At 40.8% G+C, this 16584-nt stretch carries 22 protein-coding genes and 5 pseudogenes; 14 read left to right on the forward strand and 13 right to left on the reverse strand.

What is annotated here, in order from left to right:
* Positions 1–55 precede the first annotated feature (55 nt).
* Together VSQ62_RS00430 and VSQ62_RS00435 are read left to right on the forward strand one after the other, a co-directional pair.
* Positions 56–1042: an alpha/beta fold hydrolase gene (locus VSQ62_RS00430; RefSeq protein WP_334632588.1), complete on the forward strand. Its 987-nt coding sequence runs from the start codon at positions 56–58 to the stop codon at positions 1040–1042.
* A 52-nt stretch (positions 1043–1094) separates the two neighbouring features.
* Complete coding sequence (locus VSQ62_RS00435; RefSeq protein WP_334632590.1) at positions 1095–1442, forward strand: VOC family protein; 348 nt, start codon at positions 1095–1097, stop codon at positions 1440–1442.
* A gap of 26 nt (positions 1443–1468) precedes the next feature.
* On the opposite strand, the pseudogene VSQ62_RS32590 reads toward VSQ62_RS00435, so the two are convergent.
* A pseudogene (locus VSQ62_RS32590) lies at positions 1469–1543 on the reverse strand (pyridoxamine 5'-phosphate oxidase family protein); the annotation flags it as partial.
* Positions 1544–1621: 78 nt separating this feature from the next.
* Positions 1622–1783: a hypothetical protein gene (locus VSQ62_RS00440; protein ID WP_334632592.1), complete on the reverse strand. Its 162-nt coding sequence runs from the start codon at positions 1781–1783 to the stop codon at positions 1622–1624.
* 191 nt (positions 1784–1974) lie between these two features.
* On the opposite strand from VSQ62_RS00440, the gene VSQ62_RS00445 reads away from it, so the two are divergent.
* On the forward strand, positions 1975–2373 hold the full coding sequence (locus VSQ62_RS00445) for a BlaI/MecI/CopY family transcriptional regulator (protein WP_334632593.1): 399 nt from the start codon (positions 1975–1977) through the stop codon (positions 2371–2373).
* A complete protein-coding gene (locus VSQ62_RS00450; RefSeq protein WP_334632594.1) occupies positions 2366–4231 on the forward strand; it encodes a BlaR1 family beta-lactam sensor/signal transducer in 1866 nt (621 codons plus the stop codon). Before VSQ62_RS00445 ends, VSQ62_RS00450 begins: the two co-directional genes overlap by 8 nt.
* Positions 4232–4311: 80 nt before the next feature.
* Here VSQ62_RS00450 and VSQ62_RS00455 read toward each other — a convergent pair.
* The 3 genes and pseudogenes from VSQ62_RS00455 to VSQ62_RS00465 form a co-directional block, all read right to left on the reverse strand.
* Positions 4312–4503, reverse strand: a pseudogene (locus VSQ62_RS00455) (DUF6070 family protein); the annotation flags it as partial.
* A gap of 24 nt (positions 4504–4527) precedes the next feature.
* Positions 4528–5523, reverse strand: coding sequence for a DUF6070 family protein (locus VSQ62_RS00460; RefSeq protein WP_334632595.1), 996 nt, complete (start codon positions 5521–5523; stop codon positions 4528–4530).
* Between the two features lie 26 nt (positions 5524–5549).
* Entirely contained in the window at positions 5550–5651 is a 102-nt protein-coding gene (locus VSQ62_RS00465; RefSeq protein ID WP_334632596.1) for a DUF6070 family protein, read from the reverse strand.
* A gap of 339 nt (positions 5652–5990) precedes the next feature.
* Here VSQ62_RS00465 and VSQ62_RS00470 point away from each other — a divergent pair.
* Both VSQ62_RS00470 and VSQ62_RS00475 read left to right on the forward strand, forming a co-directional pair.
* Positions 5991–6413, forward strand: a pseudogene (locus VSQ62_RS00470) (PD-(D/E)XK nuclease domain-containing protein); the annotation flags it as partial.
* Between the two features lie 88 nt (positions 6414–6501).
* Positions 6502–6942 (forward strand): hypothetical protein, encoded by a 441-nt coding sequence (locus tag VSQ62_RS00475; RefSeq protein WP_286083207.1) that lies wholly within the window; start codon positions 6502–6504, stop codon positions 6940–6942.
* A 120-nt stretch (positions 6943–7062) separates the two neighbouring features.
* On the opposite strand, the gene VSQ62_RS00480 is transcribed toward VSQ62_RS00475, so the two are convergent.
* Positions 7063–7452: a LysR substrate-binding domain-containing protein gene (locus VSQ62_RS00480; protein WP_286083208.1), complete on the reverse strand. Its 390-nt coding sequence runs from the start codon at positions 7450–7452 to the stop codon at positions 7063–7065.
* A gap of 11 nt (positions 7453–7463) precedes the next feature.
* Positions 7464–8096 carry a LysR family transcriptional regulator gene (locus VSQ62_RS00485; protein ID WP_334632598.1) on the reverse strand — a complete coding sequence of 211 codons (633 nt, stop codon included), beginning with the start codon at positions 8094–8096 and terminating at the stop codon, positions 7464–7466.
* Positions 8097–8207: 111 nt separating this feature from the next.
* Here VSQ62_RS00485 and VSQ62_RS00490 point away from each other — a divergent pair, with 111 nt between their 5' ends.
* Positions 8208–9002, forward strand: coding sequence for a class I SAM-dependent methyltransferase (locus VSQ62_RS00490; protein WP_334632599.1), 795 nt, complete (start codon positions 8208–8210; stop codon positions 9000–9002).
* A 227-nt stretch (positions 9003–9229) separates the two neighbouring features.
* Here the strand turns inward: VSQ62_RS00490 and VSQ62_RS00495 are convergent.
* From VSQ62_RS00495 to VSQ62_RS00510, 4 genes and pseudogenes are all read right to left on the reverse strand, one after another.
* Positions 9230–9540: pseudogene (locus VSQ62_RS00495) on the reverse strand (thiamine pyrophosphate-binding protein); the annotation flags it as partial.
* Between the two features lie 74 nt (positions 9541–9614).
* Positions 9615–10111, reverse strand: a pseudogene (locus tag VSQ62_RS00500) (TetR/AcrR family transcriptional regulator).
* A 104-nt stretch (positions 10112–10215) separates the two neighbouring features.
* Positions 10216–11229, reverse strand: coding sequence for a YdcF family protein (locus VSQ62_RS00505; RefSeq protein ID WP_334632600.1), 1014 nt, complete (start codon positions 11227–11229; stop codon positions 10216–10218).
* On the reverse strand, positions 11199–11390 hold the full coding sequence (locus VSQ62_RS00510) for a hypothetical protein (protein ID WP_502957703.1): 192 nt from the start codon (positions 11388–11390) through the stop codon (positions 11199–11201). The genes VSQ62_RS00505 and VSQ62_RS00510 overlap by 31 nt, the downstream gene beginning before the upstream one ends.
* A gap of 437 nt (positions 11391–11827) precedes the next feature.
* Here VSQ62_RS00510 and VSQ62_RS00515 point away from each other — a divergent pair, with 437 nt between their 5' ends.
* From VSQ62_RS00515 to VSQ62_RS00535, 6 genes are all read left to right on the forward strand, one after another.
* Entirely contained in the window at positions 11828–12121 is a 294-nt protein-coding gene (locus tag VSQ62_RS00515) for a hypothetical protein (protein WP_334632601.1), read from the forward strand.
* 1 nt (position 12122) lies between these two features.
* Complete coding sequence (locus VSQ62_RS32385; protein WP_350339922.1) at positions 12123–12284, forward strand: DUF2087 domain-containing protein; 162 nt, start codon at positions 12123–12125, stop codon at positions 12282–12284.
* Between the two features lie 171 nt (positions 12285–12455).
* Positions 12456–12806: a DUF2200 domain-containing protein gene (locus VSQ62_RS00520; protein ID WP_334632602.1), complete on the forward strand. Its 351-nt coding sequence runs from the start codon at positions 12456–12458 to the stop codon at positions 12804–12806.
* A 21-nt stretch (positions 12807–12827) separates the two neighbouring features.
* Positions 12828–13181 (forward strand): iron chaperone, encoded by a 354-nt coding sequence (locus VSQ62_RS00525; protein ID WP_334632603.1) that lies wholly within the window; start codon positions 12828–12830, stop codon positions 13179–13181.
* A 469-nt stretch (positions 13182–13650) separates the two neighbouring features.
* Entirely contained in the window at positions 13651–13743 is a 93-nt protein-coding gene (locus tag VSQ62_RS00530) for a rhodanese-like domain-containing protein (protein ID WP_502957797.1), read from the forward strand.
* A gap of 68 nt (positions 13744–13811) precedes the next feature.
* On the forward strand, positions 13812–14438 hold the full coding sequence (locus VSQ62_RS00535) for a DUF4317 family protein (RefSeq protein WP_334632604.1): 627 nt from the start codon (positions 13812–13814) through the stop codon (positions 14436–14438).
* A gap of 293 nt (positions 14439–14731) precedes the next feature.
* On the opposite strand, the gene VSQ62_RS00540 is transcribed toward VSQ62_RS00535, so the two are convergent.
* Both VSQ62_RS00540 and VSQ62_RS00545 read right to left on the reverse strand, forming a co-directional pair.
* Positions 14732–15637 carry a helix-turn-helix transcriptional regulator gene (locus VSQ62_RS00540; RefSeq protein WP_334632605.1) on the reverse strand — a complete coding sequence of 302 codons (906 nt, stop codon included), beginning with the start codon at positions 15635–15637 and terminating at the stop codon, positions 14732–14734.
* A gap of 10 nt (positions 15638–15647) precedes the next feature.
* Positions 15648–16016 carry an ArsR/SmtB family transcription factor gene (locus VSQ62_RS00545; RefSeq protein ID WP_334632606.1) on the reverse strand — a complete coding sequence of 123 codons (369 nt, stop codon included), beginning with the start codon at positions 16014–16016 and terminating at the stop codon, positions 15648–15650.
* A gap of 174 nt (positions 16017–16190) precedes the next feature.
* Between VSQ62_RS00545 and VSQ62_RS00550 the strand changes: the two genes are divergently transcribed.
* On the forward strand, positions 16191–16409 hold the full coding sequence (locus tag VSQ62_RS00550) for a cation transporter (RefSeq protein WP_334632607.1): 219 nt from the start codon (positions 16191–16193) through the stop codon (positions 16407–16409).
* Positions 16410–16584 lie beyond the last annotated feature (175 nt).

Consider the following 16584-nt stretch of genomic DNA (forward strand, 5'->3'; position numbering starts at 1 on the left):
TGTAACCTGTTATGAATCGCCATGCCCGTCATGGAAATGAAAGGAGAACCCTTACATGGATAGAAGAACCATTCACAATCTGATCATACCGGCAGAAGGATATGCGGAAATAATGGAGTCGTCCGTTCTGCCTTATCTTGCAGAGAGGAAAACGGAAAGATACTGTGAGCGGGAAAAAGGAAAAAAGATCTTCTATCTGCGCTGCCTTGCAGACCAGCCTCAGGGCATTGTCATCCTGTCCCACGGTTATACGGAAACAGCCGACAAGCATCTGGAAAATATCTATTATTTTCTTCGCGGGGGATACCATGTCTTCATGCCGGAACACTGCGGACACGGCCGCAGTTACAGGCTGTGCAGTGATACCGGGGATCTCTCGCTGGTACATATTGATGATTATCAAAGATATGTAGATGACCTGCTGTTTGTAAGCCGCCTTGCGGCACAGGAATTCCCGGAGCTTCCCATATGCCTGTATGGCCATTCTATGGGCGGCGGGATTGCGGCCTGTGCAGCGGCACAAGAGCCCCGGATCTATTCGCGGCTGATCCTCTCTTCCCCAATGATACGCCCAAACAGCGCCCCTATTCCCTGGCCGCTGGCATATCTTGTTGCAAAGACTTTCTGCATAGCAGGCAGGGAAGAACACTATCTGCCGGGAAACCATCCCTATGAAGGAAAGGAGCATTATGCCGACAGTGCGTCCGCTTCCGAATGCCGGTTCCTATATTATCAGGATAAACGCCGCAAAGAGCCCTTATTCCAGATGAACGCTGCCTCCTATGGATGGCTTTGGCAGACGCATCGATTAAACCATGCTCTCCAAAAGAAAGCGTGGCGTCAGATTTCCTGTCCTACCCGGATCTTCCAGGCAGAATGCGAGACATATGTTTCCAAAAAGGAACAGGAACGATTTGTAAAGAAATTATGCAGGAGGAAAAATATAGACGCAAAGCTTATCCGGGTAAAAGGGAGTAAACACGAAATCTTCAATTCCGATAATAAAATATTAGAAGCCTATTGGCAAAAGATTTTATCATAGAACAAAGCATGACAAGCCGTCCCGTTTTTGCAGAATGAGGGGCGGTTTTTACATGTACCAAAAGGCATTCGACGCAGAAATCAACTGCCTGCTTCGGTACAGCGATGCAAAATGGGAAGATTTTCATAGAGAACTGTCAGAAAAACAGAAAGAATATATCTATCATGCGGAACTCCTTATCGGAAATCAACGGATCATGATGGCGGATAATCTGGATATCCCTTTTAAACCAAGCACTGCCCTTTCAATGACTATCACGCTAAAAACAAAAGAGGATGTTATACGGGTCTTTGGGATTATGCAGGACGGAAGCGAGATCATTTATCCGGTACACAGCACTACATACAGTTCCTGCAGTGTCAGTTTTATAGATAAATTCGGCTTTCGATGTAATACTTAACCCAACAAATCAGGGGATTTTATAAGTTAAAACTCATATCTTGTGCCATGTGAGAGCAACAAGCTGTCTGTTAATTCCACACGCAGAATAAAAGTGTTTTCATGACTTTTGATAGTTGTTTTGCAGCACAATAAACTGGAAGATTATCTACGTCATAGACTGCACCTCCTGCAGCCTTTTCAAAATATCCGCATCATCCAGGCCGAACTCCTGCATAATCTCTTTTCAACAATGCGTTCCTTTGTAAATTCCTCCAGAATGATATTCTCAGAATTATAATTCACTTCCTGTCCTTCGGTCAAATACCCCTCCGATGGTAAAGCTTCTACCTTCACATCCATAGGGTAATTCTTCCCAATCGCTGCTTCCCTGATTGAAAAAAGGTAAGATATCTTATCCTTATTATATCGTTAATTACCTTCCCTGGCAACGAAAAAGAAACCTAAGCATCTATATTCATCTATAATTGACAATCCCCCGTACACCCTATATAATATCTTTATTACGCATGTAAGATTAGGAGGGATTTACTATGGCCGCTCTGCCGCAGATTTCCGAAGCTGAATATGAAGTAATGAAGGTCGTATGGAAATACGCGCCCATCAATACCAACGAAATCACTGAGAAATTACTGAAAACCACTGCCTGGAGTCCTAAGACGATACAGACCCTGATCAAACGTCTTGTAACCAAAGGCGCTCTTGCCTATGAAAAGCAGAGCCGGGTATTCGTCTATACTCCATTGGTAAAGGAAAAGGAATATATTGGCCAGGAAAGCAGTTCTTTCCTGAAACGTTTCTATGATGGAGATATCACTGCCATGCTCTCTGAGTACATAGAAAACGACAGACTGTCTGATTCAGAGATCGAACACCTGCGATCTCTTCTTTCCACAACAAAACCCGGTAAAGGAGGCAGACTGCATGACTGATTTTATCATACATTTTCTTATAAGCAATCTGTTCATCAGCGGTATCATCGGGCTTCTTATGGCTGTTAAGCATTTATTCCGAAACAGCCTGTCCGGCCGGATGCAGTATCATCTGTGGTTTTTGCTGCTCGGACTTCTGGCCGTTCCTTTCATACCGCTGCGTTCAGTCAGATTCTCTCGGATATTCTCCCGGCTTGCATTCTTTCAAAATTTCTCCGTGTCATATACAGGGAATGCAGCAAGAGAACAAATGACTGCCGATCCGACCGGAAATATGGATTGGCTGAATGATTTTACTCTTTCTGTAAGCAGCAGTACCTCTTCCATTACCGGAAACATACTGCTGGGAATCTGGATTGCCGGCATCCTTGTAATGGTGGTGTTCCTGGTGAAGGCTTTCCTCCGGTTACAAAACCTGAAACAGTCTGCGCTTCCTCTACAACATCCCAAAATCCGCAGACTGTATCATGAATGCCTGCATGAGATGAAGATAACAAAAAATATTCCCATATACAGCACCGCATTTTTGAAATCGCCCGTGATTGTAGGGCTTCTAAGGCCCCGCATCTATTTTCCGATTCATTTAATCTCAGATTATGATGAAAATGAAACGGAGATTAAAAATACCCAAAAGCCATCCTGTAATCCGTACCGCCTTGAGACAAGCGGGCTTCGTCCAATAAGATATATGCTGCTGCATGAATTACAGCACTACAGACATAAAGACGCACTGGCTAATTATCTGATAGTCCTTGCCAGAATTATTTACTGGTTCAATCCCGTTGTGTGGCTTGCACTGAGAGAAATGCAATGCGACAGAGAGGTTGCCTGCGACACCTCCGTACTGAACATGCTTGATGGGGATTCTTATGGAGATTATGGAAATACATTGATCAGTTTTGCCGAAAAGATCTCTCATGCTTCCATCCTCTTTGCCGTCAATCTCAGCGGAACGATGACACAGATGAAACGGCGCATCATGAACATTGCCGCCTATGAAACACCAACATTAAAGAAGAAGCTGAAAGGCATGGCTGCTTTTTTGCTGACATCCGTTCTTCTGATCAGCTTGGCGCCGATATTATCTACATATGCGGCCGACAATAGCCACTACCGATGGAAAACCTCTTCAAAGGACGTCACTTCTCTGGATCTTTCGTCTTATTTTGGAGAATATGAAGGAAGTTTTGTTTTGTATAATCTTGAGCAGGACGCATGGGGCATCTACGATATAGAGCATGCCTCCTTACGGCGCTCTCCTGACTCCACATACAAAATGTATGACGCATTGTTTGGACTGGAAGAAGGTATTATTACACCGGAAGATTCCAAAATGAAATGGGATGGGGAAAACTATCCGTTTAAGGAATGGAATGCTGACCAGACCCTGACATCCGCCATGCGCTCTTCAGTCAACTGGTATTTTCAGGGAATTGATAAACAGCTTGGATCTGCTTCTATTAAGAACTACATTCAGAAAATCGGATATGGCAATGAAAACACAGAAGCCGGTCTCCCTTTCTATTGGTTGGAATCTTCCCTAAAGATTTCTCCCATAGAACAGGTAGAACAACTGGTCAGACTATATAACAACGCCTTCGGATTCCAACCTGAAAATGTCGAGGCAGTAAAGGATTCCATCTGTCTCTCCTTATCAGAAACAGGAACTATCTATGGGAAAACCGGAACAGGAAGCATCAATGATACGAATGTAAACGGATGGTTTGTTGGATATGTTGAAACCGCCGGCAATACATACTTTTTTGCGGCCAATATCGGCGCCGGCGCTGATGCCTCCGGAGCGAATGCGGCTGAAATAACCATGTCCGTCTTATCAGATATGAATATATGGAAATAAATATGGAAATAAAAAAGACCGGAGATACAGTACCATTATTATCACTGTTATCCGGTCTTTATTAATTTTCACTGTATCTGTCACCTGCTCCCCACCCGGTATTGATACTTCGGTATCTCCTGGATTCCATTATCCAGAACTAAATTACCTATATATTGAAAACTCCCGTCCTCTGCAAACTGCACAGTAAGTTCATGGGTTATGAATGCTTCATTGCATATGACCATGTCACACAAAGCATCTACAGTCAATGTAATCGTTCCGTCCCCATTCTTGTCTCCTCAGAAAGAGTATTTTCATCCTTCCGTTCCAGTTATTATGGGAATTTCCAATTCTCTTTTCTCTATGGCATTAGACAGATATCTAAAAGTTCCATCCTCAAATGGCTGTACAACAACTATATTTGTAAATGCATAATCGGAATTATAGTCTGGCCATACTCCATCAATATACAGCGTAATCGTTCCATCGTTGTTCTCTGCATAATCGACCACCTCTCCAAAGGGAGGATACGGCAGGCGCAGACTTGAATGCGGAATCAGTATCTCATATGAATAGATGAAATATCCTTTCTCAGTTAGTTTCATTTCTTCTATATTGTTTACCAAAGTACTCCTAATCTCGGGGGTACCGCCCTGCTGCCAGCCGATTCCCACATAATAGGTCTGAAGCTTATCGTCCCGGTATATGAAAGTAAATGCGCCAATCAGGCCGTCAGGGTTAACCTCATATATCGTAAACATTGAGTCACGCTTCTCCAGATAGTCCGAGTAAAAACTCTGAATCTTTTCTGGATTTACCATATTACAATCTTCAGTAATGCTTACAAATCCGGCCTGTCCAAAGAGGGCTACGACCTCTTTACACTGTTCGCCCGTGAAATCTACAATATTTGACGCAAAGGATGAACTGCCTATAACCTCTATATCTCTATACACTTCTTTCACCTGCTCTGCCGCCGCTAAGACCTGCTCCTGAAGCTGCCTTTTCTCATCTTCCGTAATAAGGCATTTCTCTGACTTTTGAAATACATCTGAGGAATCAAGAGAATAATCATCTGCTGATTTCCCTGCTGCATCTTCTATACTTTTTACTTCATGACTGTTCACTGAAGCCCCTATCGAATGCTCCCTGTCTTCCATAAGAACGTCTGTCTCTTTTTGCCTGGACTGCTTTAAAATAATGGCGCTGGCTATTATGACTGCTAGCAGCATTATAAAGAGAACTCCCCACCTTTTTATCATCCATTTTACATTTTCCACTATTCCGTCACCCCATACATTTCTTCCCACTATTCCTCTGTCAAACGGGGGTTGTGCTAAGTTGCCTCATAATTGTCTTCCGACGGTATAATCCGGTTCGATACATATTGCACTCCTCCATTATCCAAAGGGCGGATCACAACCTCATGTGCATACATCCCGTAATACAGAACAATAATATAAAGATAAGGAATTTGCTGTATCTTTCTCTCATATGACCTCTTTCTTTCCCTCTTTTTAAACTCGTTTATATTATGTTCTCATAGTTTATAACTTATTTTTTATAATATTACACTCGTAAGACTTAAATTCAAAAAAATATATCTGTCACACTAAAATATTACAACAGTAAGATTTATAAGTCAAGAGTAAATTATAATGGACAATGCTTAAACCTTTAAATCCCCAAACATTTTCAGAGGCCAAAATCAGATTATAACAAAAGTTCTTCTCCATATTCATTGAATTTATACCTGGAGAATGATAAGATACAAGAATTAGATGATAAAAAGGTGATGAATCTGTATATGAACCGGGTTGCCCTCACTACCTTAAGTCACTTTGATACCGGAAAGCATCCGTCTGAAGCAGCAGAACCCGAAAGATTTTATCATGGTTTTGTTCTTGCCCCGATGGTAGATCTTGCTGAACGGTACACAATTACTTCCAACCGTGAAAGCGGGTTCGGAAGATATGATGTGGTTCTTGAGCCTCTTTCTGACACAGACGGCGCTATTATTCTGGAATTTAAAGTCCATGACCCGGACGAGGAAGCTTCGCTTGCAGATACGGCACAGGAAGCATTAGATCAGATTGAACGCATGAAATATTCTGCTTCGCTGGAAGCAAAAGGAACCCCAAAGGAACGGACCCGGCAGTATGGATTCGCATTTGAAGGGAAAACGGTATTTATTGGATAAATATATTTAACAGACTACAATTTCACATTGAAGAAGGAAAAAGGGAATGAATAATTTGAGGAAAGCCAGAAAATATAGGAAGCTGAAAATGATATTGCTTTGCCTGCTATGCTTACTGGTGACAGCATGCAGCAATCAATTTGCGAAGCAAGAGTATGATTCTGATGAAAAAATTGCTCAGGACACAGACCGTTATGCAAAAGAAAATTCTGTAGCGAATTCCGTAAATGGAGAATATTCACTTACAGTTTCCAAGTTTAATGGACGTCAGACATTGTGGAAAGAAACAATAAAAGAAAATAAAGATATAGAAATTGATTTTGATCTTAGTCTTTCAAAAGGACAGGCAAAAATAGTATATATTGACAGCGAAGATCACGTTACGACACTGATCGAATGTCTGCCCGAAACTTCAACAGATGGATTCGTAACAAAAACCTTGTCGTTAAAAAGCGGGAATAACAGATTAAAAATCGTTGGATATGACTGCGAAAATATAGATCTGAAAATGTTATTTGCAGAACCCTAACAGATAATAATTCTGCTCAAACGAATCGTTCTGACAAGAACAGCCCTTGCTGGATGAAAGGTATTCTAACGGCAAAGGCTGTTTTTATTTATATGAAAAAAACACAAAAAAATCAATTCTTCAAAAGGCATGGATAAATTTTAGAATATTCTCATTGAGCGGCTCAATATCCTGATATAAAAAACCAATCTCGCGGGACGGAACGGGATTAGACAAAGGTATTTCCATCAGGCAGCCTGTTTCCAATTCCTGCTCTACAAACTGTTTTACAACACAGGATATCCCTATCCCCATTTTGGCAAATTCGATCAGCATATCCATTTCATTTACCTCGAGAATATGCAGGGGGATGATATGATTCTTTGCGTAATAAGCGTTAATATGCTTCCGGGATACATTATCTTTATCAAGGAGCATGATGTTCGCATATTCAAATATTTCATCATTCTTACAGTTCCATTTCTCTCTATATGCCGGTGTACAGACAAAAATATACTCGATAATACCCATAGAATAATAGACTAGTACAGCATTGCATTAATTCCGAAGTAATAGGTGACTGAATTTTGTGTCAGCGCAAGGCGGAGGAAGGAGGCAATGCGGTGGCATTGTTGACTGACAACAACGAAGCGATGGCGCAAAAGGCAGGCGCATATTACTCGAATATTAATGCAATGCTGTACTAGCTTTCCAGGGCTTTGGGGCTTTACCACCAAAGCCAGGTCAATACTGCACTCTTCAATCATCACACGCGCTTCCGCCGAGGATGTACACGTGATGGCCAGCTCGGTATCAGGATATAATCTTATATATTCTTTCAGATAAGGCATAAGAAAATGCTTACACAATACATTGCTGGCGGCTATGCGCAAATAACCTGTATATACCGGAAACTTAAGACTTTTTTCCGTATCCGAAAGCATTTGAAACGCTTTTTTCACACTGTCGTACAGCAGCCTTCCTTTCTCCGTCAGCTCTACTCCCTTTGATCTTCTGACAAAAAGTGTCGTGTTAAGATTTTTTTCCAGCTTTTTTATGGTAATACTTACTGCCGGCTGGGAAATGTACAGCGAAGCGGCCGCTTTGGATATGCTTTTATTTTCAGCAGCGGAAAGAAAAATCTTGTATTTTGTGAGATTATCAAACGTATCCATATCTTCTCCATATAACTATAATTTATATATCTTATAAAAACCATATATTTGAACTATATCACAAGCAGAAGTATAATTCAATAAAACATATCAATGTAAAGGAGGTTTTGCATGGTTACATTCGAGTTTGACGGAGAAAAATACAAAACGGCTTCCAAACATCAAAAAGAATGGGGAAACGATCTGATCTTAGAATTTTCATTCAAAGGAAATGAAGCCGTATTAGATCTTGGATGCGGAGACGGAGTCCTGACAGAACAATTAGCGCTATCCGTCCCCCGAGGAACAGCGCTGGGAATAGACTCTTCCGTTCATATGATCGAGACTGCAGAAACGATCCACAGAAATAATCTTAAATTTACGCATCTAGATATAAATAAGATGAATTTTGAAAATGAATTCGACCTTGTTTTTTCCAATGCGGCCTTACATTGGGTGAAAGACCATAAACGGCTTTTGAAAAATTCTTACAAAGCATTGAAAGCCTGTGGGAAAATATTGTGGGACTTTGGCGGGTTCGGTAATTGTGCGAATTTTATCGATGTGATCCAAAAAAAGATATCAGAGCACAGCTATGCCCAATACTTTAAAGCTTACGAATGGCCGTGGTTTATGCCATCGAAAAAACAATATATGGATTTAATTTCAGCAATTGGATTTTCTTCTTATACAATCAAAGAACGAAACAAAGACCGGTATTTTTCCAATGCTTCTGAAATGATCCGGTGGATCGACCAGCCCTGCCTTGTGCCGTTTCTCAAACAGATTCCGCAAGAATTAAAAGAAACTTTCCGCCAGGAAGTAATCACAGAAATGCTTAAAAGAACACAGCAGCCAGACGGTACTTATTTTGAAGCTTTTCGCAGGATCAGAATATACGCTCAAAAGCAGGAGGAAACAAGATGAGAAAAATTGATTTATCTAATTTGGACAGGGCATTACATTATCAGATTTTCAGAAATAGCTTAAATCCGTAATATTGCGTTACATTTGAACTGAATATCACACATTTTCTGGAAGCGATCCCAAAACAAGGATACTCCTTCACCTTTTCCTTCGTATTTGCCGTTTCCAAATGTGCGAATCAGATCAAAGATTTCCCTTATGATTTTTTCCGGGGAATAAGGGCTTCTTTGCACTGGATATTCATCACTGCCGTATTCTTTTTGAATATCTTTCGGCAGATCTACCGCGGCAACACCTGGTTTCCCTGTCCAGGCAATCGTAAAGGCTTTCTTTATGATCACTGCCAGATAGAGCGTGCATATCCGTCTGCAGCATGGATCAATCCCTGTTCATGCCGCGGCAAAATAACGTCTATGTCGTTTTCACCGTAGAGGGCATGAAACAGGTCGATCACCTGTCCGCCCGGATAAGCAAACAGAGTATCAATCTGCTCCGCTTTGAGAGCTTTCACAAATAATTCTGCACCCGTGATCAACATAATTTCCTCATTGTATGCGTGTACTTGCATGATTCTCGATATTGTAAAATGGCACTGCATGCACAGTACCTTCTTTACCTTTCTGAAATTCCATTTACGAAGATCTTTACACTGTTCCTGATAAATTCTTCCCTGCCCGTCTTGGTAAGGTTTTGATGAAATGACGCATTTAAAAATGTATAAAATATTCTGTCAGAGAAGAAATAAATGCCTGCGGCGCCTTCATGATCAAAGGAGCTGTTTCTTCATAAAGCTGCGGCGCTCTCATGCCAATAGACAGATTTACAAAATCAGGCGTTATTTTATCCATATATGAGGTCATAAACATCTGCAGATCCTGCTCTAACTTCCATTGTACGTTTTGAAAAAGCTCCGGCGTAACATTTGCCCTCCATTTTTCCTGAGATACTCCATGTAATACAATATCCTTTTTATTTTGAAATTTCCGGAACAGAGTACATTCATTTACTCTGGCCAAACGCGCAATATCTTTTGTGGTAGTAGCAACATACCCTTTATCACGGATCAGTGACATGGTTGCGTCAATAATTTTCTGGCTTGTATCGTCCACTCTTCCACCTCCACGCAAGTGCTTCTGCATCTCTTAAAACATTATATACATACCGCCTCAATAAAACAAGAAAACTGATACTGTCCTGCCACTTAGCAGACAACTCATCTAATAACTACTGCAACGCTTGTAATTATGCCAATTGCAATGGCATGCCGTTTCCACGTCAGCTGAAGATATCCTACAAATTCACGAATCAAGGCATTCAATGTAAAATACCATTTTGTTTTCGCGCCGAATCCTACACATTTTATTCCCTGCTGCTTTGCCAGAATTAAAGCTCTAAAAACATGATAAGCAGTTGTAACAATAACGATTTTAGCATTCTCTTTATCTATCAACTCCTTGGAAAACATCAGATTTTCCTCAGTTGATACCGATTTTTGCTCTGTTATGATTCTTTTGTCGTCCACTCCTTGATCGACCGCATAAGCCGCCATAGCCTCACTTTCCGGAATATCTTCGCCTGGCCCCTGCCCTCCGGACATAATCAGTACTGCATTTTGATTGCAGCGTAAAAGCTCTATCCCTCGATTAATTCGGGCCGCAAGCAGCGGCGTGACCTTAGTTCCAATAATACCGGAACCCAGTACAATAATATAGTCCGCATTCCTCTTCTTTTTCAGGTGAATAAGATTAAGAATTGCAGATAGTGAATACATTGCCATCAATGACAATACATATATTGCAGAAAAGCTAACAATTACGTAGAGCATTGTACTAAATTTCCCTTTTTCCAGATTCCCAATCACCGGCCAGACAACAAGATATACAGACAGCAAGATTGAAAATAGCATAGATAATAAATTAGACGGTTTCATTCCCTCATGCCTGATGATTTTTATACCTTCTATAAAGAAAGTGACAATCAAAACCGCAGGAAATGCAATCACACTGACTACCGCCAAAATAAACAGAAAAACCAGGATTCTGATGATTGCATCATGTGCTGCGAGCCATTCTGAATATTCGGATAATATAAAAAACAAAAAAATGGCCAGACATATCATCATCCAGAAAAAGGAGACGCCGCTCCATAATGTCCTGGGATCACATAACATAATTCTCGCAAATATACAAAATGTTATTAAAAAAAGAATGAATGAAATCTGCCACATACCTGTATTGCCCCTTTATCATACTCAATTGGCGGCGCAAAATACATTCTGTCCCCACCATATTTTTTAATACTTTTCTGATCCGTAATCACTTGAATCTTCGGCATATCCTTACTTTCATGTAACATTGCATTAAAATCTTTTTTATCTTCATTCGCCATATTCCCTTCCTCCTCTATAAATCATAGTACAATTCCGTTCCTTATGCAATGAGGCAGTTTTAAAATTATGTTTCTATTATTTTTCTATTAAAAAGCGAACTAAAAATTTGATTATCCGATAAAACACAGTATCTATCGGCATTTTCTAAGGAAACACCGACGCAGAGCCGATAATTAATAGGTTATTATAACTTGTAGAGCATTGTCGGCTTTTATTTGTTCCTTGCGAAACAGATCAACAAATTTACTACTGCGCAATGCATGACAAAGAATTTTCTAAAATATTGTTGATAAATTCGATAAATATAAGTATGATATGTTTATCAATATATATGATGGATTATGTCAATGGATTACGAAAAACTCACCTTAGAGGAGCTAAAACAAGGTTATAGGTGTTACTATCGCTTTTTGCTATGGGTGTGTCCGATAAAGAAATGGCAAAAAAATTAGGAGTGACAGAAGCCACTATAAGAAGGCAACGCTTTACTTTTCGAGAAAAAGCTAAACGGGCAAAGTTATATTTAGCAATATACGAGCAAGTATTTGAAGCTAAGCCAACTACGGATAATGCCATAATACCTATTCATAATAGTGCAATTTATGTAGACGACCGCTACTTGATAACAGAACAAGAGAAACAACATATTTTAGAAACCTCTTTTTGCAGTTTGGAACCTCTTGTATTAAAAACCTTTTTGCCAAAAGAAAAAAGTTGTCATTCTTACTAAGATAGCCGAGCAGTTTGAAAAAGGCAAACAGTATAGCGAAAAAGAAGTAAACCAAACATTGAAGCCTATTTTTGAAGATTACATAACGATTAGACGTTATCTAATCATGTATGGCTTTATGGGACGCTCAAGGGATGGTTCAAAATATTGGTTGATGTACTAGACCGCTGTAAGAGCCGGCTGAATATTATGCCTTTGATTTTGGAGCAGATGGAATGTGTTTGGAAAATACAGCTTTGAGATATTTTATATTTCTACCGTATTCTCTTGGCAGAAATGTTGGCTTGGAAAAATAATGTCTCTGATTGCGTAGAAAATGGAGGAGAATGAAAATATGGACAATGAAAAAGTGTATGCGATGAGCTTTGCAAAAGTATATCCGCTATTGACTGCTAAAGCAGAAAAGAAGGGACGGACAGTAGATGAAGTAAATGAAATTATCTGTTGGCTGACCGGATATAGTACAGAAGAAATAGAAATTGCCAGAAATAGTTCTATTGCTTATGGTGATTTTTTTCAAAATGCACCGTTTCCAAATCCAAACCGGAAAGCAATCAAAGGTGTGGTCTGCGGGATTCGTGTAGAGACAATCGATGAGCCGTTGATGCAGGAAATCAGATATCTGGACAAGCTGATTGATGAGCTGGCCAAAGGAAAATCTATGGATAAAATCCTCCGTAGATGAACAGGAAGAGAGGCGAACAAAATGTGGAAGTGTCCGAAATGCGGCCGTACATTTAAGAATACAAATCAGGATCATTACTGCGGCGAAGCTCCGAAAACAATTGAAGAATATATGGAACGCCAGCCAGAACAGGTACAGCCCTTTCTGCGTCAGGTAAATAACACAATACAATCCGCAATACCAGATGCGGTGGAAAAGATATCATGGAGTATGCCGACTTATTGGAAAAAACATAACCTGATACAGTTTGCAGCTTTTAAAAAGCACATAGGTCTGTATCCCGGCCCGGAAGCAGTGAATATATTTGCCGAAAGGCTTAAGGAATATAAGACAAGCAAAGGAGCCATACAGCTTCCGTATGATAAGCCCTTTTGATGATGAATTGATGGGATGGATCAAAGAAGCGGCTGGCGCAGCCGGGACAGACTTTATAGACTCTCGGAATCTCTAAGCCTTTATTCATCTGGCTTCTGGGATTCCCTTTTTTTTCTCCACCTTTTTTCAAAAAGCACTTGACATATGCCCCTGAAAACAGAATATAGTTATATTTCCCATCATTCTGCTTTTGAATTTTGTGGGCTTGCAAACAAGTCTTTTATCTTTTTACCCACAGCTGAAAATGTCAGATGGATTTTTTGATTACTGTAGAAAGAACATAGGAAACAGTTCGCGTTATCTTTATCACGATCTGAAAGAAGAAAAGAGTATATTTTCAAAAGAATGGAATTTATGTGTACCAGAAGATATCATGTAGCTTATAAACGAAGGAGGAGAACCTCTTGTTTAATTATACAAAGGCAGAATTGTCAGAAATTGCGAATAGGCGAAATTTATCCGGGATACACTGAAAAAGATTCTGGTATACTGCCGGAGTGAGAACCGGAGCAAACAGGCGGCACAGAAGCTTGCAGATATGGGATACGAAAATGTTCTGTAATTTGGCGGGATCTGGATTGGCCTTATCCGGATCTGGCAGAAGAAATCAAGTTAAAAGGGGAGACAAAAATGATCAATAGGGAAGATATGTTGGAACTGACCAGGCGGATGACGCCGGCTCGGACATCCATAACAAGGGTTGCAGGGTGTTACATAGACAGGGAGGGGGAGTTTGACGGAAGCTTTAATACTAATTTCCTGAAGCTGTCCGGTTCCGACAGAGCGAAGAATCTGAAACTGGCAAAGACGGTGCCGTTTGCTGATACCAATAAGAATCTGAAGAAATATGAGTTCGCGCCGAAAGCGCAGAAACCGGGAAGCATGTGGCAGTTACTTATGGCCATGAAGGAATGCGGGCTGAAGAATGATGCACTGATGGATACGTTCTATGATGTGGTCATGGAGCGTTACCATGCGGATTCAGAGTATGCCGTCCTGGTGTTCCATGACCGTTATGACATTCCGGCGAAGGCATCGGATAAAGAGCGGTTGGGAGAATCGGAGGAAGTGTTTGAATACCTGATCTGCATAATCTGCCCGCTTTCTGGGGAATATGAACCGGGAGAACCGGAATGTGGATTCCTGTTTCCAGCATTTACAGACCGGTGCGGGGATTTAAACCACGCAAATGTCTATCAGGGGAATCCAGGCAGACCGCATATGGAATTAGTAAGCGAGATTCTGGGAGCAGAATAAATGCTGAATCCGTAAACTATATGAGAAGAAAGACCTAGTACATCAAGGACCGGATCAAGTATAAAAAATACTGCGGCCATTGCAAAAAAGAAGTGACGGCAAGTGATATCATTAAAGGGTACGATGTTTTTACGTCTGCCCGGTCTGCGGGAATATCATCACGTCCGTGGGGCGGCGTGGTGAAAGTCAGGGAAAGGAAATAAAGGAGGGATGGACGGTGTGGACATGTACGAAACCTGCAAGGGGACCATACAGCTTCCGTACAGCAGGGCGGTCCCGGCAGGAGGAATTAGCTATAATTTTTTTCGATATTCTCTAGGAAGAATTTTAAAATATGCTTTAAATGCAGCTGTAAACTTACTTTGGCTGTCATAGCCGACAGCTTGCGCGATCTCTGCTATATTCATATTAGAGTCTATTAACATACGGGCAGCTTGCCGCATTCGGTGTTCCTTAATATGTGCCGCAATGGAAGTTCCATAGACTGACTTAAAAGCATTTTTCAAAGTTGTCGGATTGATGAGATATTGTCTTGAAAGTTCCTCTATGGTAATTCTCTGCTCCATGTGCTGCAAAATCTGGTCATGAATTTTTCGAATTGTTTCAGTCAGCTCGGATTGATATTCAGCCAATTTGTTTTGGGGCGTAAACTCCATTTTGACAAGGTAAAGAAGCAATTCCAAAATCTTGATTTTTTGGAATGGAAGCATAAGTGTTTCAGGCTGGCCGTAAAATGCAGAAAAAATACTTTCTGTCTGTTCATTTCCGGCAAGAAAGACAGGATTGTCATCTTTGCAGAATTTTTCGGGTAATATGGTTTCAAAAACACCAAAGTTTTTTAACAATTCGGGAGGAGTGTCAGAGGCTTCCTGCAGATCAATATAGATGCCAAGTCCCTGATATGTACCGTTTGGAAAGGTAAGTACGGAATCCGTACAGGCTTTCATGGTATGCAGGGAGAAATCTCCCGGATTCAAATAAATTCGGTTTCCGTTTGTCATCTCCCACATCATCTGTCCGGCTTTGCAGTAGTTAATCTGAATGATGTGTGACAGAGCCTTATGCTGCACAGAAAAAGAACCGGTTGAAAAAGTAAGATAACATAACTCTATACCGGGATAAAGCGGAATGACAGCATTTGCCGCCTTATGATGAAATTTCTCAATATCTTTTTGTATTCTTATTAATTCATCATTCATAAGACAGACCTCACAATTCAGGGCAGGTGATTTCCATAACCTGTTCAATCATTTGATGCAGCAGACGACCTTGTTCTGTATCTGCGGCTCGATAATATACTTCTTTTCCTTCGCGCCGGCAAACAATCAGACCGCTGTTTTTCAATGGTCTGAGATGATGTGACACTGCCGGGCTTGACATATGGAGCATGTCTGAAATATTAAGGACACATTCCTCCTGGTGGCATAGGAGCCAGAAAATTCGGATTCTGGTGGTATCGCCAAGCTGTTTGAAAACTTCAGCTACGGTTTGGAAATGGTCTACATGGTCTAGTTGTTTCTGGATTAGTGCGATCTGCGGTCCTTCTCCATGTTGGTGCGGTAATTTCATATTGTCCATATTGTTATCCTTTCTTTTATTTGCATTTCGCCCAAACGGAAATACTTTTCGCCCGTTTGGGAGGGAATGCTTTGGGGATATTGACGTGTGCTTTTCTCTGTATTATACTACGGTTATGATGATTAAACAAGTACTTAATCACTGAATTTAAAAAATAATAAGGAGGACTTTACAATGAAAAAGACTTATAAAATCGAGGTAGACTGTGCCAACTGTGCAAATCTAATGGAGGATGCAGCCCGTAAAGCAGCAGGAGTACAGAGCGCAACGGTCAATTTCATGACACAGAAGATGATCGTGGAATTTGACGAAGGGCAGGAGCCGAAAGATGTTATGAAGAACGTGCTGGATGCCTGCAAAAAAGTGGAGCCGGACTGCGAGATTTTCCTGTAAGCGGCAGCTGCCCATGAAGAGGTGACACCCTGAAAATGCCCGGCTGCAGTTTTGGGGTGTCTTTTTATCAGAAACAATTAAACAATTAAGCATATTTTGAAAGGAGATTTTACCATGCAGGAATTAGTAATCAGCATATTGCTGACGGTTGTTATTATAATGGCTGCTGTACTTC

Origin of the sequence: Sporofaciens sp. JLR.KK001 (assembly GCF_036941055.1) — a bacterium.
Classification (GTDB): Bacteria; Bacillota; Clostridia; order Lachnospirales; family Lachnospiraceae; genus Sporofaciens.

Bases quoted from the DNA above. Each gene is read 5' to 3' on its own strand.
- VSQ62_RS00430 (WP_334632588.1), top strand. From the start codon at position 56: ATGGATAGAAGAACCATTCACAATCTGATCATACCGGCAGAAGGATAT.
- VSQ62_RS00435 (WP_334632590.1), top strand. From the start codon at position 1,095: ATGTACCAAAAGGCATTCGACGCAGAAATCAACTGCCTGCTTCGGTAC.
- VSQ62_RS00440 (WP_334632592.1), bottom strand. From the start codon at position 1,783: ATGGATGTGAAGGTAGAAGCTTTACCATCGGAGGGGTATTTGACCGAA.
- VSQ62_RS00445 (WP_334632593.1), top strand. From the start codon at position 1,975: ATGGCCGCTCTGCCGCAGATTTCCGAAGCTGAATATGAAGTAATGAAG.
- VSQ62_RS00450 (WP_334632594.1), top strand. From the start codon at position 2,366: ATGACTGATTTTATCATACATTTTCTTATAAGCAATCTGTTCATCAGC.
- VSQ62_RS00465 (WP_334632596.1), bottom strand. From the start codon at position 5,651: ATGTATGCACATGAGGTTGTGATCCGCCCTTTGGATAATGGAGGAGTG.
- VSQ62_RS00475 (WP_286083207.1), top strand. From the start codon at position 6,502: ATGATATTGCTTTGCCTGCTATGCTTACTGGTGACAGCATGCAGCAAT.
- VSQ62_RS00480 (WP_286083208.1), bottom strand. From the start codon at position 7,452: ATGGGTATTATCGAGTATATTTTTGTCTGTACACCGGCATATAGAGAG.
- VSQ62_RS00485 (WP_334632598.1), bottom strand. From the start codon at position 8,096: ATGGATACGTTTGATAATCTCACAAAATACAAGATTTTTCTTTCCGCT.
- VSQ62_RS00490 (WP_334632599.1), top strand. From the start codon at position 8,208: ATGGTTACATTCGAGTTTGACGGAGAAAAATACAAAACGGCTTCCAAA.
- VSQ62_RS00505 (WP_334632600.1), bottom strand. From the start codon at position 11,229: ATGTGGCAGATTTCATTCATTCTTTTTTTAATAACATTTTGTATATTT.
- VSQ62_RS00510 (WP_502957703.1), bottom strand. From the start codon at position 11,390: ATGGCGAATGAAGATAAAAAAGATTTTAATGCAATGTTACATGAAAGT.
- VSQ62_RS00515 (WP_334632601.1), top strand. From the start codon at position 11,828: ATGGCAAAAAAATTAGGAGTGACAGAAGCCACTATAAGAAGGCAACGC.
- VSQ62_RS00520 (WP_334632602.1), top strand. From the start codon at position 12,456: ATGGACAATGAAAAAGTGTATGCGATGAGCTTTGCAAAAGTATATCCG.
- VSQ62_RS00525 (WP_334632603.1), top strand. From the start codon at position 12,828: ATGTGGAAGTGTCCGAAATGCGGCCGTACATTTAAGAATACAAATCAG.
- VSQ62_RS00535 (WP_334632604.1), top strand. From the start codon at position 13,812: ATGATCAATAGGGAAGATATGTTGGAACTGACCAGGCGGATGACGCCG.
- VSQ62_RS00540 (WP_334632605.1), bottom strand. From the start codon at position 15,637: ATGAATGATGAATTAATAAGAATACAAAAAGATATTGAGAAATTTCAT.
- VSQ62_RS00545 (WP_334632606.1), bottom strand. From the start codon at position 16,016: ATGGACAATATGAAATTACCGCACCAACATGGAGAAGGACCGCAGATC.
- VSQ62_RS00550 (WP_334632607.1), top strand. From the start codon at position 16,191: ATGAAAAAGACTTATAAAATCGAGGTAGACTGTGCCAACTGTGCAAAT.